Source organism: Pilimelia columellifera subsp. columellifera (genome assembly GCF_039532605.1).
Lineage (GTDB): Bacteria > Actinomycetota > Actinomycetes > Mycobacteriales > Micromonosporaceae > Pilimelia > Pilimelia columellifera.
Genome location: NZ_BAAARY010000031.1, coordinates 1 through 20,416, shown reverse-complemented (window position 1 = coordinate 20,416; position 20,416 = coordinate 1). Strand labels below are relative to the sequence as shown.

Sequence of the window (20,416 nt, the reverse complement as noted above, 5' to 3'; positions counted from 1 at the left end):
CCAGCCCCCGAAACCTCGGCGACATCGTCCGCGCAGCCGTCCACCTCACCCACTTCGAATACCGGTACCTACCGAACCCTCGTTGAGATCACCTCAATGTTCGCCGGCTGGCGGTGGGCTCGGTTGGCTCTCACCGCGGCATTGGGGATCTTGGGCACCTTGTCGTTAACCGCGGACCCCATCCTCTGGTTGGTGCACGGCAACTCGACGACCAAGCTGGTCCAGGAGTCCGGAACGATCGATCTGCTATCTGGCGGTAGCCGCCTGGTCCACGTTGCAGCGGTACTGAGCGGCTGTGTCTTGATGTTCGTACCGTCGGCCAACGCGTACTTCCAGACCCGTCCGCCCATCTGATGCCGCTCGAAGGGAGTCTTTAGAAGCAGTGGCTCCCTGTAGGCATATGCTGATCGGCTACTTGTCAGTTGGTGATGTGGCTGCAGCCCGGCCGGGCTTGGTCGATAACCGCGGATTTGCCTGTCCATCGGTCGGGCCGGTGACCGACGCGAGTTCCGGCAGCAGCGCATCCTCGGGCAGCTCCGGTTGTTGGTGGCCGCCGGCGCGGACGGCGCCGATCACCTCCCAACTTCTGGCCTGCCCGCGGGCCAGGCCCTCCCTGTCACGCGGGTCGCGCCGAGGGGCAACAGCCGCGAGCACTCGGCCTCGAGTGCGGCCAGCCGCTCTTCGTCCTCGAGCCCGGCGCCCACCCGAACGTCGAGGTGCACCCGGTTCTTGTCCACCTTGCCTTCAGACACGCGCTGGAAGAACAGTCGCGGGCCCACGCCCGAGGGATCCACGCAAGCGAACCATGAGCGCTGCTCATCGGCCGGCAACGACCGCTGATAGTCCCAACTGGCGAACTCCTCGGGGGCGGCGGGACGACGTACCCCAGCGCCTCACACCAGAACCGAGCGACCCGCTCGGGTTCGGCGCAGTCGAAGGTGACCTAGAGCTTCTTCACCGATGGCATGGGCTCGCACCCTAGCGGCGCATGCGACTCGCTGCGACGCGATTACATCGCGCCACGAGTCATCCGCTCTTGCCGCGGGTGCGCGTTACAGAAGCCGCGCACCCGCCCCAACAGACCACCAACCATCCGTCGAGACCCACTGACCAGGCAAGCGGCATGATCAACTTTAGCTACGTGGCATTGCACGTGGGTGCGGCGTCGCCGCGACCCACCACGTGGCCGCCACGTTCGCCGGTGAACACAAGACCGACGCCCGCGGCACGGCCGTCATCGCCCATACATTCGGCTAAGGCCGGACATCCCCCAGCTACGAGTGTCAGGACGTCTGGTCTGCAGGCATTTGCGCTGCGCCGAGCGCAGCCACAGCAGCTACCCTGACGTTCGTCGGGGGTAGCTGCGGCCGATCGCCAGATTCGGGTCGGCCGCCGGACGGGCGAAGCTACCGCCCATGCGTAGCGACCTGATGCGAGTCGCGGCGGCCCTGGGCGCCGCCGCGGTCCTGTTCCCAGTCTTGCCTCCGTCGGCCAGCGCCGCCGTGCCCAGCAGCGCGACGGTCGAGTCGTATATGCGGCAGGCGTTCGAGGCCACGAGCGTTCCGGGGCTCGCCGCGGTAGTGACCGACGGCGCCCGGACCGTGTACGCGGGCGGGCTGGGCCGCGACGCTACCGGGGGCGCCATCACTGCGGACAGCCCGATGCGGGTGGCGTCGGTCAGCAAGTCGATGACAGCCGCCGCCGTCCTGACGCTCGTCGACGAGGGTAAGGTCCGGTTGGACGAACCGGTCCCGACCTACCTGCCGGACTTCACGATGGCCGACCCGCGCGCGGCCCGGATCACGGTCCGCCAGCTGCTCAACCAGACGTCCGGCCTATCCGACGCGGGCGTCGATATTCCCGCAGTTGAGCGGGCCTCGTCGCTGGCCGGCTACGTCGCGGTACTGCGCACCGGCCATCTCACCGCCGACCCGGGAAAGCGGATGGCCTACTGCAACGTGAACTACGACCTTGCAGCCCGGGTAGTCGAGGCGGTCACTGGCCGGGGCTTCCCCGACGTGATGCGCGAGCGGGTGTTCGGGCCGCTCGGGATGGCCGACAGCGGCATCGGCTCCCCGTCGGTCGGCGGCTACGTCTCGGTCTTCGGGGCCTGGGTGGGACGAGACGAGCTGCCCGGCTTCACCGCCGGCGGGGCGGGCGACGTGGTCACCACCGCGACCGACATGGGCCGCTGGCTGGCCAGCCAGACCGGCCGGGGCAGGCGGCTGCTGACGCCCGGCAGCCTGGCGGCGATGCAGGTGCCGTCGGCCGTGAACGCGTACGGGATGGGCTGGCAGCGCGGCACCGTCGGCAGTCGGAGTCTGTTGGTGCACTCGGGCAACCTGTTCACCCACGGGGCCATCCAGGCGATCAGCCCGGAGACTGGGCATGGCTTCGCGGTCATGACGAACAGCGCCTCGCTCCACGAGGCGTCGTACGACGTCCTGGTTGGGCTGGTGGAGATGGTCTCCGGCCGCGCGCCGACCATCCCCGGCGCCGGGCGGCAGCAGACGGAGCTGGTGCTCGGCGGCGTGGGGCTCGTCGCCCTCGGCCTGGGCGTGACGGCTGTCCGGCGGGCGCGGCACTGGGCAACCCGGGGTGCTACCCGCTCCCGCGCCAGCACCCACCGCCGCTGGCGCGCGGCGCTGCGGATGGTCCCGGCGCTCGTCCCGGTGCTGGTGTTCGCCAGCTACCCGCAGTTGCTCTCGCTGCTGATGAACGGGCGCACCGTGACCTGGGCGCAGCTCATGTACTTTCCCTTGCCGCTGACCCTGGTTCTCGGCGCGGCAGCTCTGTCCGGGCTCGCCACCATCGCGGCTCGGCTCCTGCGCCTGCGCTCAGTAGGGTGACGCGCATGTACAACGGTGTGCTGCTGGCGGTCATCGCCGGCTTCGCCGTGCTCAACGGGCTGTTTCTGGACGACGTTCCTCTGTGGCGGCAGCTGCTGTTCGTGGTGCTGGCGGTGGTCGCGTACCTGCACGGCCGGCACCTGCCGACGCCCCGCGAGTGGCTCCCACTGGGCGCGGCGGGTGTGGTCGCGGCCGCACTGGTGGTGGTAGACCGGCCGGCGGGCGTCGGCGCGACCGCATTGCTCGGGGTGTTTGTTGTCCTGCCCTGGCTGGCAGGGAGGTTCCGGCGGCAGCAGGCGGCGCTGGTGGTGGCGGCCGGCGAGCGGGTGGCCGAGCTGGAGCAGCAGCAGCGCTTCGTCGCGGAGCGGGCGGAACTGCGCGAACGCGCCCGGCTCGCCGTGGACATGCACGACGCGCTCGGCCATGAGCTGGCGCTGATATCGCTGCGCGCCGGTGCCTTGGAACTCGACCCCGAGATGACCGGGGCGAACCGCGCCGCCGCGGCGGCGTTGCGGGCCGCAGCGGTCGCGGCGACCGACCGGCTGCGCCACGCTCTCGGCCTACTGCGCGAGCCGGCGCCGCAGGGCATCTCCGTCGAGGCGCTCGTGCACCGGGCCCGCGAGGCGGGGATGGCCGTTCGCCTGGACCGCTCCGGAGCCGGCTCGGCGGTAGCGGAGGAGGCGGCGCACCGGGTGGTGCGAGAAGCATTGACGAACGCGGCCCGCCACGCGCCCGGCGCCGAGGTGGAGGTGCGCGTCGCGCGGGGCGACGGGCGACTCACGGTGGCGGTGCGCAACCCGGTCGCCGGCACCGCGGACCCGGCCGGGTCGGGCACCGGCGTTGCGGCCCTCCGGGCGCACCTAGTGCAGCTGGGGGGCGACCTCGACGCCAGCCTCGCGGACGGTGCGTACCTGATGACCGCGCGACTGCCCGACGCCCCAGGGCACCCATGATGATCCGGGTGGTGCTGGCCGACGACGAGCCGATGGTCCGGGCCGGGGTGGTCGCGATCCTGTCCACCGACCCCGGCATCGCGGTGGTCGGGGAGGCCGGCGACGGGCGCGAGGTAGTCGAGCTGGTCCGCCGGCACCGCCCGGACGTCGCAATGCTCGATATCCGGATGCCGCACAGCGACGGACTCGCCGCGGCGGCGGAACTGGCAAAGGTCGCACCGGAGGTGCCGGTCCTGATGTTGACGACGTTCGACGAGGACACTTATGTGGCGCAGGCGCTGGCCGTCGGCGCCCGTGGCTTCCTCCTCAAAGCGGCGGACCCGCGCGAGCTGATCCTCGGCGTCCGGTCTGTGGCCGATGGCGCCGCGTACCTGTCGCCACGGGTCGCCCACAAGGTGATCGCGCGGTTGGGTGACGGCCTGGCTCGGGCCGACGAGGCTCGCCGTCGCCTGACGCAGCTCACGCCGCGGGAGCAGGACGTGCTGGCGCTGGTCGGGCTCGGCCGATCGAACCAGGAGATCGCCGGCAAGCTGTTTCTCGCCGAAGGGACCGTCAAGGGCCATGTGAGCGCTGTCCTGTCGCGCCTAGGCCTTACCAACCGAGTGCAGGCCGCGATCCTGGCCCACGAAGCCGGACTCGTCGCCGATCCATAGCAGACCGGTGCCCGATCGATCGTCGCAAACCCCGCCGGTCAGACTAGTGCCTTAGCCGGGAACGTTGACCCGGTTATCCCTTTTGGTCTGCCAGTCCGGGGAGCTGATCTTGGAGTTGGGGGCAAAGGTGGTCTTCGGCTGCGCTTGCTGGTCGCGCCAGCGGATGTAGGCGCCGATCGCTTCGCCTTGCTCGGTGTGGGAGCGGTGGTCGGTGCCGTTGAGGGCGAAGTGGCGTAGGGCGGCGAACTCGGCTTCGATCCAGTTGAGCCAGGAGGCGTTGGTGGGTAGGAACACCAGCTCGATGTTGTTGTCGGCGCACCAGGAGCGGACTTCGGCACGTAGGTGTGGGGAGAAGTTGTCCACGATGAGGTAGATCCGGCCGGTGGGCCAGCGGCGGCGGATCACCTGGCACAAGGTTGCCGAACTCGCGCCAGCGTTTACGGTCCCGGGTCCGGTAGATCATCTTGCCGGTGGTCAGGTCCAGGGCGGCGAGCATGTGCTTGACGCCCTGGTCACGGTGATAGGTGGCCGTAGCTTGCGGGCAGCCTGCTTCGGCCACCAACCGCGGCCGGGCCGTGGTTGCAGGTTCAGCGGCCCGAACTCGTCAGCGCAGATCACCCGCCCATCCGGCGGCGGGTTGTCGTACAGGTCCAGGATCCGCAGCATCTTGGCTACGAAGTCCGGGTCGTTGGACTGCTTCCACGTCTTCGTCTTCTGCCAGCTCGCCCCAGCGGCGCGTAGGGGAGTTGGCAGATCGATTCCCTGCACTATCTGCGTGACGTCACCTTCGGCCAGGACGTCAGCCAGGTCCGCACCGGCAACGCCCCGCGAGCCATGGCAACCCTGCGGAACACCGTCATCAGCCTGCTCCGACAGGCCGGCGTCACCAACATCGCCAAAGCACTACGCCACAACACTCGAAACCGGACCGGCCACTACAACTCCTCGGAATCACCTAAAACGGTCCATTACCAATCATGCCGAGGCCCTGGCCGCCGCGCACAGCCCCGTCTGTTGATGACGCAGCTGCTCCAATATGGGGCCGCCGACTCGGCATCGACTGCACGGCGACCGTCGCGTCTCCACAATTAACTCGGCCGTCTGTTGGGGGCGGATCGGTCCCGCCGCCGGCAGCGGTCACTGTCCTGGTTGACCCCTGCGGACTTCGAGACCATCATGACTCCACCGGTCAGCCGGGCGACGCGACGACGTCTGTCCTGCCGGGGCCAGCCGATCCGCCGGCCATCCGCCTGCTGTTCCCGTCGATTACCGGTACGGGAGGAGGCAGCGGGTACCGGGATGAAAACGTGGCTTGCCGCACGGGCCGGAGGGTATTCCGGGCGCATATCTTCGTCGCGGCGTACCCGCTCCCGGGTTCCGGGCGGGTACGTCCGTTTGGGAGGACCAGTTGGCTCGAATCATGGTGGCCCATCGCAGCGCGCTGGTGCGACAGGCACTGGCCGCGGCGCTCTCCCAGGAGGATGACCTGGAGGTGGCCTGGCAGCTCTCCCCGCCGGATCAGGTGCTACCCGCGGCCGCCCGGCACATGCCGGACGTGGTGCTGCTGGACTCCGCCCTGCTCGGCAGCCCCGCCGACGTAGGCGAGCTGTGCGCCGACCTGTGTGTGAAGGTCCCTTCCTGCCGGGTCCTGCTGGTCGTTGAACGGCAGTCGTGCGCGGGTGTCCTGCCGATGCTGACCCACTGGGCGCCGCGGGTCGGCGTGATCGCGGACGACGACGACCTCGCTGGACTCGTCGACGGTATCCGGCACCTCGTGCGCGGCGACTACGTCCTGGACGTCCGCCTCGCTGTGGCCGCCCTGAAGGCTGACCCGAATCCGTTGACGGAGCGGGAGAGAGACGTGCTGCGGCACGCGGCGCGGGGGATGCCGGTGAAGGAGATTGCCGCCGCCCTGTTCCTCAGTCCCGGCACGGTGCGCAACTACCTGTCTCGGTCCATGACCAAGACCGACTCCCGGACGCGCATCGAGGCGATCCGGCGGGCACAGGAGGTCAACTGGATCTGAGCGGGGATGGCTCCGGCACAGTCAGGTCCCCGGTGCTGGTCCCGGGTGCGCCGCGTGACGAACGCGGTGGTTCCCACCAGTGTCCGACGAGACTGCGGTACAGCGGCGAGCGGGCCAGCACCTCGTCCTGGTCGCCGAGTTGTACGTCGGCCCCGTCCAGGACCAGCACCCGGCGCGCGCGCATGGCCGAGCTCATCCGGTGGGCGATGACCACGAGCGCGCCCGGACGGCTGGCGAAGGCTTCCTCCGCGCGCCGCTCCGCCGCCGGGTCCAGGTACGACGTCGCCTCGTCCAGGACCGCCAGCGGCGCGGGGGAGAGATAGGCCCGTGCCAGCGCGACGAGCTGCCGCTCGCCGGCCGACAGGTCCTCCGGCCGCACCACCGCCCGGCAGCCACCGAGGCGCTCGACCAGCGGCGCGGCGCCGACGGCCCGTACCGCGTGGCGGACCTCGCGGGTGGTGGCCCGTGGTCGCAGGTAGGTCAGGTTGTCCCAGAGCGACCCGGTGAACAGGTACGCCTCCTGCGGGATCAGGGCGCGCTGGGTCGCCAGCTGTCGAGCGGACAGCGCCGTGACGGTCACCCCGCGCAGCAGGACCTCCCCGGCGTCCGGGCGGATCAGGCCGCACAGCAGTCCGGCGAGCGTGGACTTTCCGATTCCGCTCGGTCCCACGACCGCCAGATGCGCGCCGGTGTCCAGGTCCAGGTCCAGGTTCCGGAGGACCGGGGCGGCGTGCGGCCCGTAACTGAAGCTGACGTTGCGCGCGACCAGCAGTGGCACGCTGGACGTCGCCGCCGAAGGGCCGCCGCGGGTCGCCCTGGGCGATCGAGGGACCTGCCCGGCGCGGTGGGTCGTCCCGGGGCCGGGACGGCGCTCGGCGCTCTCCAGGATGCGCTCCACCGTGACGACGAAGCGAAGACCGCCGCCGCCCATGCCACGGATCAGCGAGGCGAGGGCGGGCTGCAGCGCGGTGAGCACGTAGGTCAGCCCCCCCACCAGCTCGCCGGCGCTCAGCCCCCGCCGCGCCATCCAGCCGCCGGCCGCGAGCAGTGCGACCAACGGGAACCAACCGCCGACCGCCAGGCACACCGCCCGCGCGGCCGCCACCCGGGCGAGAGCGCGTTCCGCGCTCGCGTGGTCGGCGACCGCCGCGTCCACGGTCGCGGCGGTGTGCTCCTCGGCGCCGCGGGCCACCACGTCCCGGACACCGTGCAGCGCCGCCGCGGCCCGCACCGACAGCTCCTCGTCCGTGCGGACGTACGCGCGCTGGCGCTGGGCGGCCGCCCCGAGCGTCGCCACGAACGCCCCGACGCCCAGCGCGAAGCCGGGCAGTACCACGGCCGCGACGGCAGGAGCCAGCGAGAGCATGCCGACGACCGCGCCCACGACCGTCACCAGGAAGCCGCGGATCACCATGACGAGCCCGGCGAAGGTGTCCCGGGCGATCTCCACCTGGTGCGTCAGCCGGGCGATCGCGCCGTCGTCGCGTAGCCCCCGCACCCCGCGCCGCAGCGCCCCGTCCACGACGCGGCGCACCAGGGTGTCCCGGAACGGCTCGGCCAGGTCGCCGAGACGGCGGTAGACCTGCCGCGTGCCGACCGCCGCCGCCACGGCGCCCGCCGCCAGCACACCCAGCCAGGCCAGCCCGATGTCCGGACGACCGGCCAGGAATCCGGTGTCGACCGCGCGCGCGACGGCCACCCCGCTGAGCGCGGTGGCCAGCATCTCGGGCACGGACCAGCCGAGCAGCGCCAGCACCGTCCGCGGACGCAGCGCACGCAGCCCGAAGTCCAGCGCCCGCCTCACGTGAAGACCGCCCGGTACTGCGGGTCGCTCCACAGGTTCCGGTGGCTGTCCAGGCCGCGGACCCGCCCGCCGTCCAGCCAGAGCACCCGGTCGGCCCGCGCGGCCGTTCCGGCGCGGTGCGTCACGACGATGCGGGTGCGGGCGCCGCGCTGGAGCGCCTGCTCCACCCGGTGCTCCGTGATCATGTCCAGGCTGGACGTGGCGTCGTCCAGCAGCAGCAGTCGCTCGGCGTGCCAGGCGCGGGCCAGCCCCAGCCGTTGGGCCTCCCCACCGGACAGCGGCGCCTCCACCAGCGGGGTCGCGTACCCGCGGGGCAGCCGACTGACGAACTCGTGTGCCTGCGTGGCGGTGGCCGACGCGCGTACCTGATCCGACGGCAGGCCGGGCCCTAGAGCGTCGGAGACGGTCGTGCCGACGAGCACCGGCCGGTCGAAGGCGCAGCCGACGGCGGACCGCAGGGCGTGGCTGGTGAGCTGCTCGACGGGTACGCCGTCGAGGAGGACCGATCCGGTTTCCGGCTCCCGCAGGCGGGCGACGATCGCCAGCAGCGTGGACTTCCCGGCTCCCGATGGGCCCACGACGGCGAGGCAGCCGCCGGCGGGAATGGACAGGCTCAGCGGATGCAGCACGTCGCGGCCGGCGACGCGGGCGCTGACGTCGCGAAGCTCGACCGCTCCGGGGCCGGCCGACAGGCGCCGCCGCCCGTAGGACACCGGCGGGACGGCGCGGACCTCGGCGGTGCGGGCAGCGCCGGCCCGCGTCCGGGCCAGGACGGCGAGCTGCGCGGCGACCCCGCCGAGGCCGGCGCCGAGCAGCGCGTACTGGCTGGCGGCGAACAGCTCGCCGGCGGTGATCCGCCCCTGGGCGAGGGCCAGGCCGGCGGTCGCGAGCACCGCCAGCTGGGTCAGCGGGCCCAGCAGGGCCGTGTGGGCCGCCGCCCGGGAGAGCATCCGCCAGGTCTGTCTTCCCTGGCGGTGTAGCTCGGGCAGGGGGGCAATGACCCGGCGCTGTTCCCGCCGCCGGGTGCCGGCCGCCGCGATGGTCCGACTGCCGGCCAGCGCCTCGGCCAGGCGTCCGGCGATCTCCCCCTGCACCCGCTGGTACGCCGACAGCACCTCGGTGCTGCGCCGGGTGAAGGTGACCAGGACCAGCCCCACCAGCAGCACCCCGGCCAGGAACGCCACGCCGAGCCAGAGGTCGATGGCGGCCAGCAGCACAACGCTGCCCACGGGCGGCAGTACCGCGACGGCGACATCCACCGCTGCCGGGCCGGCGCGGGCGGCGTCCGCCGCGCCGACTGACACCCGGCTGACGAGGTCGCCGGTGGGAAACTTCGCCGCCCCCTGCGGGCCGACGGCCAGGATGTGCCGCACCAACCGGCGGCGCAGCCGGCTGGTCCGGTCGGCGACCACCGTGCCGGTGACGATGATCTCGGTCAGTTCCGCGGCGACCACGGCGGCGACCAGCCCGGCGGCGGTGACGAGCAGCGGCCCCGCGCGACCGTGGGTGGTGAGCGCGTCCACGGACCGGCCGAGCACGGCCGGCAGGGTGAGCCGCGCGGCGCCGTCGACCAGTCCGCACAGCGTCAGAAGGCCCAGCCAGCCCCATCGACCAACGCCCGGGGGACGCCCGCTCACCCGTAGTCCCTTCTCCGGGACGTGGCCCCGGACGGGCACTGCCCGTCCGGGGCCACGTACCCCATCCCTAGTTGCAGGTGGTGACGCTCAGCGAGCTGTCGCCACACAGCAGCAGGCTCGCCCGGCTGCCGCCAGCCCCGCCGCGTGCCTCGGCCGCCAGCTCCATGCCCTGCAGATCCAGAAGCGTCATAGCTCCTCCTTCAGGAAGTGGTACCTATCAACCCGCGCCCGGTGGGCACGGTGTCCGTGGGCCGCGCCGCCCCCGCGGTGGGGGACAGCAGCGGCAGGTGGACGGGCCGTTCGTGCAGCGCCGCCCCAACGGCCAGCAGCACGCCTGCGCTGCCCGTGGCCAGGTCCATCGACAACCGCAACAGTTGTTCGCCGGGGAACGCCCACCCGCCGCCGTAGGGCAGCGCGTGCCAGGCCAGCGCCCGCACCTGCGCCAACGCCGCAGGATCGCCCCCCGCGCCCGATTCGGCGAGGAAGAGCAGGATTCCGGCACGGCCGGCGTACAACCCCGACTGGACGTAGAGCTTCCCGGTGGCGGTGCGGCGGATCGCGGCGCTGGCCGCGGCGAACCGGTCGTCCGCGCGAACGCGCAGGTAGCGGTCCAGCGCAAGCCCGATTCCCACGCTTCCCTCGCCCAGGTACGGCATGGTCCGCCAGCCCTCGTTGACGTCCAGCTCGCCGGTGTCCCGGAGCACACAGCGGCGTAGGTCCTGGCGCAGGGCGACCGCGGCGCGGTCGAGGTAGGCGGGGTCGCCGGTCAACTCGTGCGCGCGCAGTAGCAGAAGCGCCGGGCCGGACGAGCCGCGGAACAAGCCCGCGTACGGGTGGGCGCCCCCGCTGGTCGTCGGCACCGAGTCGGCGTCGCCGAGGCGCTCGGCTACCAGGTCAGCGGCCGCCAGCGCCTCCGCCCGCAGCGTGCTGTCGCCGTAGCGGACCGCGAAGTGGTCCAGGTTGAGGCCGATGCCGGCGAGTCCGCTGGCAAGGCCGCTGCCCAGCGAGCGCCAGTCCTCTCCCCGGCAGCGGTCCAGTATCCGGCGGGCGGCGTCGCGGTGGCCGAGGTGGTCCAGTGTGTACGCCACGCCGTGCAGCCCGTCGTAGAGGCCGATCATCGTGCCGTTCGGCGGATCTTCGGCCTGGCGCAGCAGCCAGTCCTCCGCCGGCGCGTGCCGGCCGGCGCCCGTGACGTCGAGCGCGTACAGCACGCCGGCGGCGCCGTGGGCCAAGCCGATGCCTCCGACGCTGAACTGCGCCACGTCCCCGGGGAACAGCCGGTCGGCGCGGTGGGGGGTAGCGCTGGCGAGGATGGCGCGGCGCAGGCGGTCGCGAGTGGTCGGCCAGTCGGCTCCGAACTCGGCGACCGGCGGCGACGCGTCGGCGGGCTCCGGCGCTCCCCGCCGGGCGGGACGCCGCGACGCCCGCCGCCCCCTGTGCAGGCCGGTGACGGTCCCGACCGCCTCGGTGAGGAACTCAGGCGGGACGGGGAAGTGGGCGGCGATGACGTCGGCCAGGTGACCCGCCTTGTCCGGGGACAGCCACAGGAGCTGGGTGAGCGGCAGGAACAGGGCCAGCCGCAGGCAGGCCAGGCCGTACCGGTCCACGTCGCGGCCGGTGACTCCGGGCGGGGCGGCGAACCCCTGATTGCCCAGCCCGGGGCGCCGGTTCTCCTCGACCAGGGTCGCGACCTCGTAGTCCAGCAGGGTGACCTCGCCGTCCGGGCGGACGATGATGTTGAACAGGTGCAGGTCGCCGTAGACGACCCCCCGTGCGTGCATGGCCTCCACGGCCGCGGCCACCCGGTCGTGGACGTCGAGCGCCCACCGGGTGTAGGCGGCCACCTCGGCGGGGCCCGCCGCGCCGTCGGTGAGCGGGTGGCGCGCCACGACCTCCTTGTTCAGGGAGGTGCCCTCGACGTACTCCATCGCCAGGAACCAGTGGTCGCCGAGCGGGAACAGGTCGTGGACGCGAGGCGCCCCCGGCACCCCGGCCAGCCGGGTGAGGATGTCGTACTCGCGCTTCACCCGGGCGACCGCGTCGGCGCCGTCGGCGTCGAGCCCGGCGTGCGGGCGGCCCTCCTTCAGGACGACCTGCGTGCCGGTGCGCCGGTCCCTCCCCCGGTACAGGCCGCCGCCGTTGGAGAAGTGGAGGACCGTGTCGATCGTGTACGGGATGTCTGTTATCGTCACGGTGTTGCGGGCCTGCAGGTGCGGGGCGAGGAAGTCCGGCAGGTCCACCCACGGGGGCACTCGGAAGACGGGGTCGCGCCGGTCCGGCACCAGCGTGCCGGTGCCGTCGTCCAGAGCGGCGACGACCCCGCCCGCCGGGCCGACGCAGTAGCGGCCGACGAACGCGCCGTAGCGTACGTACAGCGGCCCGGCGCCGTAGCGCAGGTCGCTGAGGATGTACGGTCCCGGCTCGCCCGCCAGACAGTCCGACAGCTCCCGCAGGATCCGCTCACAGGCGGGTTCGTCGGCGGGGTAGATCGTGGCCAGCTTGCCGCTGTAGCCGCGGGGGGCGTACTTGGAGCTGCGCATGAACAGGGCCGTGGGGGACCGTAGCGTCTTGAACTCGATGCCGCGGGGGACGCAGTAGTCCCAGATGGCGGCTAAGACGCGGTCCGCATTGTCCGGACAGGCGGACGCGTGGATCTTCCAACCCTGCAGGGGCAGGTCGCGGACCGGGGGCAGGAATGCCCGCCAGTCGTCGTGCTCGGTGGTGGACCAGCCTGCGGGCATGGGGCGGTCGAAGATGCCGAACGAATCCTGGCCTGTGCCCTCGCCGTGCAGCGCCTCGTAGAACAACGGGTCTGCCACGCAGTAGATGTCGTATCGGTCGTCCACCAGCCTCGCCCCTCTTTTCGAGTTGACGTAATCCTGCCGGGAACCAGGGGCGCCAAACGAGTCCTATGTGTCATCGGAGGTCATGGCTCATTCACGCCCAAGAGGGGCGCCGTTAACGGCAAACTGGTGTGGAACGTAGGTTTAACCGTGCGGCCTGGGGGACACGAGCCCCTGATAAGAAGCATCTAATCCGGAACACGCCGGGCTCATGACCTGGTGGTGTCGTGCCGGTGGTTGGGTCCGTGGCCCGTGGTCGGCGTCGTCGTGGCGATGTTCGTCAGCCTTCGGGCACCGCAGTGGCAAGGCGTCGATCTCGGGGAACCGAAAACGGCTCTGGCTCACTTTCGGTGGTGACGGAGTGTGGTCGGGGTCGTTGAACTCGCGTGGTGGATGCCGGGGGTGAGTCGGAGCCGTTTACTTCCAGGCCCGCACCCGAAACGGCCCACAGGTCATGGCCACATTCCGCAACCTCGCCATCGCCCTACACCGCCAAGCCGCCCGCGACCACAACCGACCAATCACCCTAATCGGACCCACCTAACGACTTCGCTGGAGCCCTGGGCGGGGCGGCGCCACGACGGGCTCGGCGCCGGGCTGGTTACTTTCCTCGGACCTGGCGGCGGGGGTGCCGTCGGACCTACGGAGGGTGCCCACGGACTGACGTTACGACCTTTGGCCGACAAATAGGCGGGGTCAGCGGGGAACACACGCTAGCGGCGGTTGTCGTCCCGCTCCCGCGGAAAGGCCATGCCGCGAATTGTCGGGTAGCCTCCATTCCGCCGCCTAGGCGCGGGGCGAGTCTCGGCGCTTGACGACGGCGGTCAGCGACGACCCGGAGGCTCTGGTGGGCGACAACCCAGTTGGCAAGGCGCGGACAGTTGCCTCCGGAACACCCCCGGTCCAGCGCCGAGTCGGGGAGCCTGAGCTGCGGCGCCTGCTGGTGGGCCTGACCGCCGTCCGCGACGGCGACTTCGGCACCCGCCTACCCGACGGCGCTGACGGTTTGCTCGGTGAAATCGCCACCGTGTTCAACGGGATGGTCGACCAGCTGTCCCTGTTCACCTCCGAGGTGACCCGGGTGGCCCGGGAGGTGGGCACCGAGGGACGACTCGGCGGCCAGGCCCAGGTGCCGGGCGTATCGGGTACCTGGGCGGACCTCACCGACTCCGTTAACTTCATGGCCGGCAACCTCACCGATCAGGTGCGTGACATCGCCCAGGTGGCGACCGCGGTCCACAAAGGCGACCTGTCGCAGAAGATCACGGTCGAGTTGTCGTCGTTTGCCGACGAGGTGACTCGGGTGGCCCGGGAGGTCGGCACTGAGGGTCGGCTCGGCGGTCAGGCCGACGTCAAGGGTGTGTCCGGCACCTGGAAGGACCTCACCGAGTCGGTTAACTTTATGGCCGGCAACCTCACCGCGCAGGTCCGCTCCATCTCGCAGGTCGCCACGGCGGTCGTCAAGGGCGAGCTGTCGCAGAAGATCACGGTTGAGTTGTCGTCGTTTGCCGACGAGGTGACTCGGGTGGCCCGGGAGGTCGGCACTGAGGGTCGGCTCGGCGGTCAGGCCGACGTCAAGGGTGTGTCCGGCACGTGGAAGGACCTCACCGAGTCCGTGAACTTGATGGCAGAGAACCTTACCGACCAGGTGCGTTCCATCGCCCAAGTGACTACGGCCGTCGCCAAGGGCGACCTGTCGCAGAAGATCCGCGTCGACGCGCGCGGTGAGATTCTCGAACTCAAGGAGACCATTAACACGATGGTCGATCAGTTGTCGTCGTTTGCCGACGAGGTGACTCGGGTGGCCCGGGAGGTCGGCACCGAGGGCAACCTCGGAGGTCAGGCTACCGTCCGTGGAGTCTCCGGCACATGGAAAGACCTCACCGACAACGTCAACGTGATGGCGTCCAACCTCACCGCGCAGGTGCGCTCCATCGCCCAGGTCTCTGCCGCCGTGGCGCGCGGCGACCTGTCCCAGAAGGTCACCGTCGAGGCCAAGGGTGAGGTGGCGGCGCTCGCCGGCGCCATCAACACCATGGTGGACACCCTGTCGGCGTTCGCCGACGAGGTGACTCGGGTGGCCCGGGAGGTCGGCACCGAGGGCATGCTCGGCGGGCAGGCGCGCGTGCCGAACGTCGCCGGCACGTGGAAGGACCTCACCGACAACGTCAACTCGATGGCCAACAACCTGACCAGTCAGGTCCGCAACATCGCCCAGGTCACGACGGCTGTCGCCCAGGGCGATCTAACGCGCAAGATTGACGTGGACGCCCAAGGCGAGATCCTGGAGCTGAAGACCACGATCAACACGATGGTCGATCAGTTGTCGTCATTCGCGGCCGAGGTGACCCGGGTGGCCCGGGAGGTAGGCAGCGAGGGCCGCCTCGGCGGTCAGGCCGAGGTCGAGGGCGTGTCCGGTACGTGGAAGCGGCTGACCGAGAACGTCAACGAACTCGCCGGCAACCTCACCCGCCAGGTCCGCGCCATCGCAGAGGTCACCAGCGCCGTGGCGGAGGGCGACCTGACCCGGTCCATCACCGTCGATGCCTCCGGTGAGGTCGCCGACCTCAAGGACAACATTAACTCCATGGTGGAGTCGTTGCGCGAGACAACCAAGGCCAACCAGGAACAAGACTGGCTTAAGACCAACCTCGCCCGCGTGTCCGGCCTCATGCAGGGCCACCGCGACCTGGCCATTGTCGCAGAACTGGTGATGGACGAACTGGCGCCGCTGGTCGACGCCCAGCACGCCGCGTTCTACCTCGCCGACGAGTCCCCGGACGGGCTGCTCCTGCGGCTGATCGGCGGCTACGCCATGCAGGCCGGTGGTGGACCGTCGGCGTTCCGGTTGGGGGAGTCGCTCGTTGGTCAGGCCGCCCGCAGCCGGCGCACAATCGCCGTAGACGACGTACCCGACGGGTACATTGCCGTCTCCTCCGGCCTGGGAGCGGCATCCCCGAGCAGCCTGATCGTGTTGCCCATCGTGGTTGAGGACCAAGTGCTCAGCGTCATCGAGCTGGCATCGGTACGCCCGTTCACCGCCGTCCACCGCGCGTTCCTGGAGCAACTGATGGAGACCCTCGGGGTCAACGTCAGCACCATCGTCGCCAACGCGCGCACCGACGAGCTGCTCGCCGAGTCTCAGCGCCTCGCCCGGGAGCTGCAGGCCCGGTCCGAGGAACTCCAGGTACGGCAGGAGGAGCTGCAGAGCTCCAACGCCGAGCTGGAGGAGAAGGCCGAACTGATGGCCGCGCAGAAGCGCGACATCGAAACGAAGAACCGCGAGATCGAACTGGCGCGCCAGGAGCTGGAAACCCGGGCGCACCAGCTGTTCCTGGCGTCGAAGTACAAGTCGGAGTTCCTGGCCAACATGAGCCACGAGCTACGTACGCCGCTGAACAGCCTGCTCATCCTCGCGCAGCTGCTAGCCCAGAACCCCAGCCGCAACCTGACTTCCAAGCAGGTCGAGTATGCCGGCATCATCCACTCCGCCGGTTCCGATCTCCTGCAACTGATCAACGACATCCTCGACCTGTCCAAGGTCGAGGCGGGCAAGATGGACATCACCCCGGAGCGGATCCCGCTGCGGCAGCTGCTCGACTACGTCGAGGCTACCTTCCGCCCGCTGACCTCGCAGAAAAGCCTCAGTTTCGAGATCAGCACCGAGGCAGGCGTACCCGTGGACCTGTTCACCGACGGTTCCCGGCTCCAGCAGGTGCTGCGAAACCTGCTGTCGAACGCGGTGAAGTTCACCGAGACCGGTGGCGTGGTGCTGCAAATCGAGCCCGCCGACGCCGACGAACTGCCCGCCCAGGTGCGACACCACGGCTCGGCGGTCGCGTTCCGGGTCAAGGACACCGGGGTAGGCATCGCCGAGCAGCAACTTGAATCGATCTTCGGAGCGTTCCAGCAGGCCGACGGCACGACAAGCCGCAAGTACGGCGGCACGGGGCTCGGCCTGTCCATCAGCCGCGAGATCGGGTATCTCCTGGGCGGGGCGATCACCGCCGACAGTGCCCTGGGCGCGGGCAGCATCTTCACTTTGTACCTGCCTGTCGCCCGACCGGACTTCCAACTGCTGTCCACCCAACGCGCGACTGAGCCCGCACTGGAACTGACTGCCGCGGCGAACATCACCGGCGGCGACGGCTCCAACGGCGTGCGGGCAGGTCGGCGTCGGCTGCTGGTCATCGAGGAGCGCCCTCGCGGGTTGCTGTCCCTGGTGGCCGAACGCGCCGTCGCCGACCTGGCCGCGGGAGCCGAGCCTGGTGACCCTCGAGGCGGCGTCGAACTCGTCACCGCCATCGGCGCCGACGAAGGGTCAGCGGCGCTGGCGGCGCAGTCGTTCCACTGCGTGGTCCTCGACCTGGACATGCCCAACCGGGCGGCCAGGCAGTTCCTCGACGCGGTCAGCAGCGAGGCTGCCCGTACGGTACCGGTGTTGGCCCACAACTACCGGCGACTTGCCCCCGAGTTGGAGGCCACCCTGCTCGACGGCGTCGACGGCCGGCCGCTGGAGCTGCTGTCCAGCCTGGACGAGCTCCGTGAGCGCATCGCCCTGCACCTGTCCGCCGACGAACCTGGTGACGTGGTGCCGCTGGTCCGGCGAGTGGAGACCGCCGACCGCAGCCGCCACGAGTCCGGCGACGCCCTCGCCGGCCGCACAGTGCTCGTTGTCGACGACGACGCTCGCAACGTGTACGCGGTCTCCGGTGTCCTGGAGCTGCACGGCATGCGCGTGCTACATGCTGAGAACGGCCGAGAGGGCATCGACACGCTGCTGGCCAACCCCGAGGTCGAACTGGTCCTCATGGACGTCATGATGCCCGAGATGGACGGCTATACGGCAACCGCCGCCATCCGCGACATGCCGAACAAGAAGAATCTGCCGATAATCACGGTGACGGCCAAGGCGATGCCGGGCGACCGGGAGAAAAGCCTTGAGGCCGGAGCCAACGACTACGTCACCAAACCGGTGGACACCGACCACCTGATTGATTGCATAAACCGCTGGCTGGGCATCAAAAATGTCTGAGCAAGCAGCCAGGGAATCGGCGGTGAACACGGTCCAGCGAGCCACCAGCGCGGGCCGGCTGGCCGACACGGTGGAGCGCCTGAGCCGTCAGGTCCGGGCCGCCCAGCTGGCCGCCGACGGACGAGGGCTGATCGAACTGGCCAAAGGCATCCTGGTCGAGCGACTAGGATGTGGGCCAACGGAGGCGGCCCGCCAACTGGCGTTCCTCGCCAACGGGTCGGGGCTGACACAGATCGAGTTCGCCGCGGACATCATCAACGAGGCTGCCCAGGACGACGTCGCCGAGCTGAGCCGCGACTTCCTGGTCCGGGCCACGGGATCCGACGACGCGACGCCCAGGTCGTCGGCGGCGGTCCGCATGCGGACCGCCGAGAGCGGCGCCCTGGCCGCCGGCGACCCGCAGGCCGCGGCCAAGGCTCTGTTCGACCACGCTCTGGCCCCGCTCGGCGCCGTCGCGGTCGCTTTGTGGACCGCCGGCCCCGACGCGTCGTTGACCCTATCCGGGTACGCGGGCTTCACCACCGAGGAGGCCGCCCGCTGGCGGTACGTCCCACCCGCGGTCGCCACCGCCGCGCGCCGGGCACTGGAGCAGCGACACACTGTCTGGTACGGCTCCCTGGCCAGCAGCGGTCTGCCGTCGATCGGCTATCGGGCCAGTCCTCGCGGCGCCCGGATGGTCGTGCCGGCCGGCACGGGTGGGCGGCTCGTGGGCATCCTCGAGATCTGCTGGCCAGAACCGCGTGACGAACCCGTCGCCGCCGAGCGTCGACAGATCGAGGCGCTCGCTGAGCTGTGTGCCCATACCCTCGACAACAACGCGGCGGCTGACTGCCCGGGGCAGGCGCGGTTGACTGCCCTCACTGAGCTGATCGAGCTGGTCGACGGTCTGCACGATCCGGCGCTGCTGCTCGCCCCGCAGGTCGACGACACCGGCCAACTGACCGGATTCACCATCCACCACGTCAGCGCACGGTTCAACGACCCGGCCGGGCGTTCGCGGGCGGAAGTGGCGGGGATGACGTTGATGGAGGCGTATCCGGTTGCCGCCGGGGTGTGTGGGCTCTACGACGTGGTCGAGCGGGTTCACGCCACCGGGGAGCCGTTCCGGTCCGAACAGATGACCTTGACGTCGTTGGTGGGCCAGGTGTCGCTGACCGGTGCCGCCGGGATCAGCGTCAGCCGGGTCGCCGGCTTCGTCGTGTTGGTGTGGCGGATCGACGACGACTCGGCGCGGTTGGCCCGACTGCTTCAGCACGCCCAGCGGCTCGGCCGTATCGGCGGGTTCGAGGAGCAGGTGGCCACTGGCCAGGTGACGTGGAATGACCAGCTGTTCGAGCTGTTTGGCCTCGGGCAGAACAGCTCCCCGATTCCTATGGCCCGGCTGCCCGAGCACGCGCACCCCGACGACGCGGCCACGGTGGGGCGGTTCCTGCGTGGGGTGCTGCATCATCGCCGCCCGTCGTCGACGGCGTTCCGGCTGTACCGGCCGGACGGCATCGTGCGGCACACCCGGGTGGTGGCGGAACCGGTGCTGGACAACGACGGCAGCCTGTTGGCCGTACGCGGGGCCTACCAGGATGTTTCCGCCCAGCACTGGACGGAGGTGGCCCTGGCAGCCACGCGCGAGCAGTTGGCGCAGACCGAGCAACGTGCCGCCGAGCGCAACCGGCTGGCTCTGCGGCTCCAACACGCGATCATGCCGCCCGCACAGGGCCCGATCTTTGCGCTCGGGCTGCAGGTGGGCGTCCGCTACCGGCCGGCGGAGAAGGAGCATTTGATCGGGGGTGACTGGTACGACGCTGTCGTCCTGCCGCAGGACCGCGTGCTGCTGGTGGTGGGTGACATCGCCGGCCATGGGATCGATGCCGCCACCGGTATGTTGGCCCTGCGCAACGCGCTGCGAGGTCTGGCCGCCACCGGGGCGGGACCCGCGCAGCTGCTCACGTGGCTGAATCTGTTCACCCACCACATGACCGAGCGGGTGACCGCCACCGCGGTGTGTGGGCTTTACGACCCACGGGACCGGACGTTGCGCTGGGCCCGTGCCGGCCACCTGCCACCGGTTCTGGTCCGGGCCGGCGCGGCGGAGGCGTTGCCGCTCATCCGTGGGATGCTGCTCGGCGCTGTGTCGGATGCCCAGTACGACGAGAGCGTGCTACGGATGGAGGCGCGCGACACTCTGCTGCTGTACACCGATGGGCTGATCGAGCGGCGGAATGTCGCCGTCGAGGACTCGTTACGGCAGCTGATGCGTACCGCCGAGAAGCCCGATCAGACGCTTGACGAGCAGCTCAACGCCCTACTGACATTCAGCAACTCGGATACCGACGACGACACGTGCGTGGTAGGTATCCGGCATCCGTGACGCGGTGTGCTGGTCAGTCAAGGGACGGTGATGGTCAACCCCCTGCGGGCCCACCGGTCGATGACACCAGGGTCATGCCGCGGATGGCGCCCGGTGCCGCGGTGGCCGTACGGATCGAGAACGATCCCGCCGGGTCGACTGCCGCGGCGCCGTTAGACCGTGTGTCAGTTGGGGTTGTTGCTGGTCAACAGGTCGAGGCGGACGGCGCGGCGGTAGCAGATGACAGCGCATGCAGCAGCAACGAATGCGGC

The 20,416-nt window shown here is 70.6% G+C and carries 13 protein-coding genes and 1 pseudogene; 7 read left to right on the top strand and 7 right to left on the bottom strand.

The window, feature by feature from the left end; genetic code table 11:
* On the top strand, positions 1-354 hold a 354-nt coding region (locus ABD287_RS17335; protein ID WP_344174409.1), incomplete at its 5' end, for a hypothetical protein.
* Between the two features lie 263 nt (positions 355-617).
* Here the strand turns inward: ABD287_RS17335 and ABD287_RS17330 are convergent.
* Positions 618-967, bottom strand: a pseudogene (locus ABD287_RS17330) (VOC family protein); the annotation flags it as partial.
* A gap of 448 nt (positions 968-1,415) precedes the next feature.
* Between ABD287_RS17330 and ABD287_RS17325 the strand changes: the two are divergent.
* The 3 genes from ABD287_RS17325 to ABD287_RS17315 are packed head-to-tail and all read left to right on the top strand — an operon-like array spanning position 1,416 to position 4,455.
* Complete coding sequence (locus tag ABD287_RS17325; protein WP_344174408.1) at positions 1,416-2,849, top strand: serine hydrolase domain-containing protein; 1,434 nt, start codon at positions 1,416-1,418, stop codon at positions 2,847-2,849.
* Between the two features lie 5 nt (positions 2,850-2,854).
* The gene (locus tag ABD287_RS17320; RefSeq protein WP_344174406.1) at positions 2,855-3,802 is read left to right on the top strand and encodes a sensor histidine kinase; all 948 of its coding nucleotides are present in this window, start codon (positions 2,855-2,857) and stop codon (positions 3,800-3,802) included.
* The gene (locus tag ABD287_RS17315; RefSeq protein ID WP_425565658.1) at positions 3,799-4,455 is read left to right on the top strand and encodes a response regulator; all 657 of its coding nucleotides are present in this window, start codon (positions 3,799-3,801) and stop codon (positions 4,453-4,455) included. Before ABD287_RS17320 ends, ABD287_RS17315 begins: the two co-directional genes overlap by 4 nt.
* A gap of 51 nt (positions 4,456-4,506) precedes the next feature.
* On the opposite strand, the gene ABD287_RS17310 is transcribed toward ABD287_RS17315, so the two are convergent.
* Positions 4,507-4,860 carry a transposase gene (locus ABD287_RS17310; RefSeq protein ID WP_344174405.1) on the bottom strand — a complete coding sequence of 118 codons (354 nt, stop codon included), beginning with the start codon at positions 4,858-4,860 and terminating at the stop codon, positions 4,507-4,509.
* Between the two features lie 69 nt (positions 4,861-4,929).
* Complete coding sequence (locus ABD287_RS17305) at positions 4,930-5,223, bottom strand: hypothetical protein (protein WP_344174402.1); 294 nt, start codon at positions 5,221-5,223, stop codon at positions 4,930-4,932.
* A 640-nt stretch (positions 5,224-5,863) separates the two neighbouring features.
* On the opposite strand from ABD287_RS17305, the gene ABD287_RS17300 reads away from it, so the two are divergent.
* On the top strand, positions 5,864-6,481 hold the full coding sequence (locus ABD287_RS17300) for a response regulator transcription factor (RefSeq protein WP_344174400.1): 618 nt from the start codon (positions 5,864-5,866) through the stop codon (positions 6,479-6,481).
* Here the strand turns inward: ABD287_RS17300 and ABD287_RS17295 are convergent.
* The 4 genes from ABD287_RS17295 to lanKC all read right to left on the bottom strand — a co-directional run bounded on the left by ABD287_RS17295 (position 6,468) and on the right by lanKC (position 12,768).
* The gene (locus ABD287_RS17295; RefSeq protein ID WP_344174397.1) at positions 6,468-8,285 is read right to left on the bottom strand and encodes an ATP-binding cassette domain-containing protein; all 1,818 of its coding nucleotides are present in this window, start codon (positions 8,283-8,285) and stop codon (positions 6,468-6,470) included. The genes ABD287_RS17300 and ABD287_RS17295 overlap by 14 nt on opposite strands.
* Complete coding sequence (locus ABD287_RS17290; RefSeq protein ID WP_344174394.1) at positions 8,282-9,922, bottom strand: ABC transporter ATP-binding protein; 1,641 nt, start codon at positions 9,920-9,922, stop codon at positions 8,282-8,284. The genes ABD287_RS17295 and ABD287_RS17290 overlap by 4 nt, the downstream gene beginning before the upstream one ends.
* A 67-nt stretch (positions 9,923-9,989) precedes the next feature.
* Entirely contained in the window at positions 9,990-10,112 is a 123-nt protein-coding gene (locus ABD287_RS17285; protein ID WP_344174391.1) for a SapB/AmfS family lanthipeptide, read from the bottom strand.
* Positions 10,113-10,122: 10 nt separating this feature from the next.
* Positions 10,123-12,768 carry a class III lanthionine synthetase LanKC gene (gene lanKC / locus ABD287_RS17280; RefSeq protein WP_344174389.1) on the bottom strand — a complete coding sequence of 882 codons (2,646 nt, stop codon included), beginning with the start codon at positions 12,766-12,768 and terminating at the stop codon, positions 10,123-10,125.
* A gap of 808 nt (positions 12,769-13,576) precedes the next feature.
* Between lanKC and ABD287_RS17275 the strand changes: the two genes are divergently transcribed.
* Positions 13,577-17,800: a hybrid sensor histidine kinase/response regulator gene (locus tag ABD287_RS17275; protein WP_344174386.1), complete on the top strand. Its 4,224-nt coding sequence runs from the start codon at positions 13,577-13,579 to the stop codon at positions 17,798-17,800.
* 22 nt (positions 17,801-17,822) lie between these two features.
* Complete coding sequence (locus ABD287_RS17270; RefSeq protein ID WP_344174383.1) at positions 17,823-20,165, top strand: SpoIIE family protein phosphatase; 2,343 nt, start codon at positions 17,823-17,825, stop codon at positions 20,163-20,165.
* Positions 20,166-20,416: the final 251 nt, after the last annotated feature.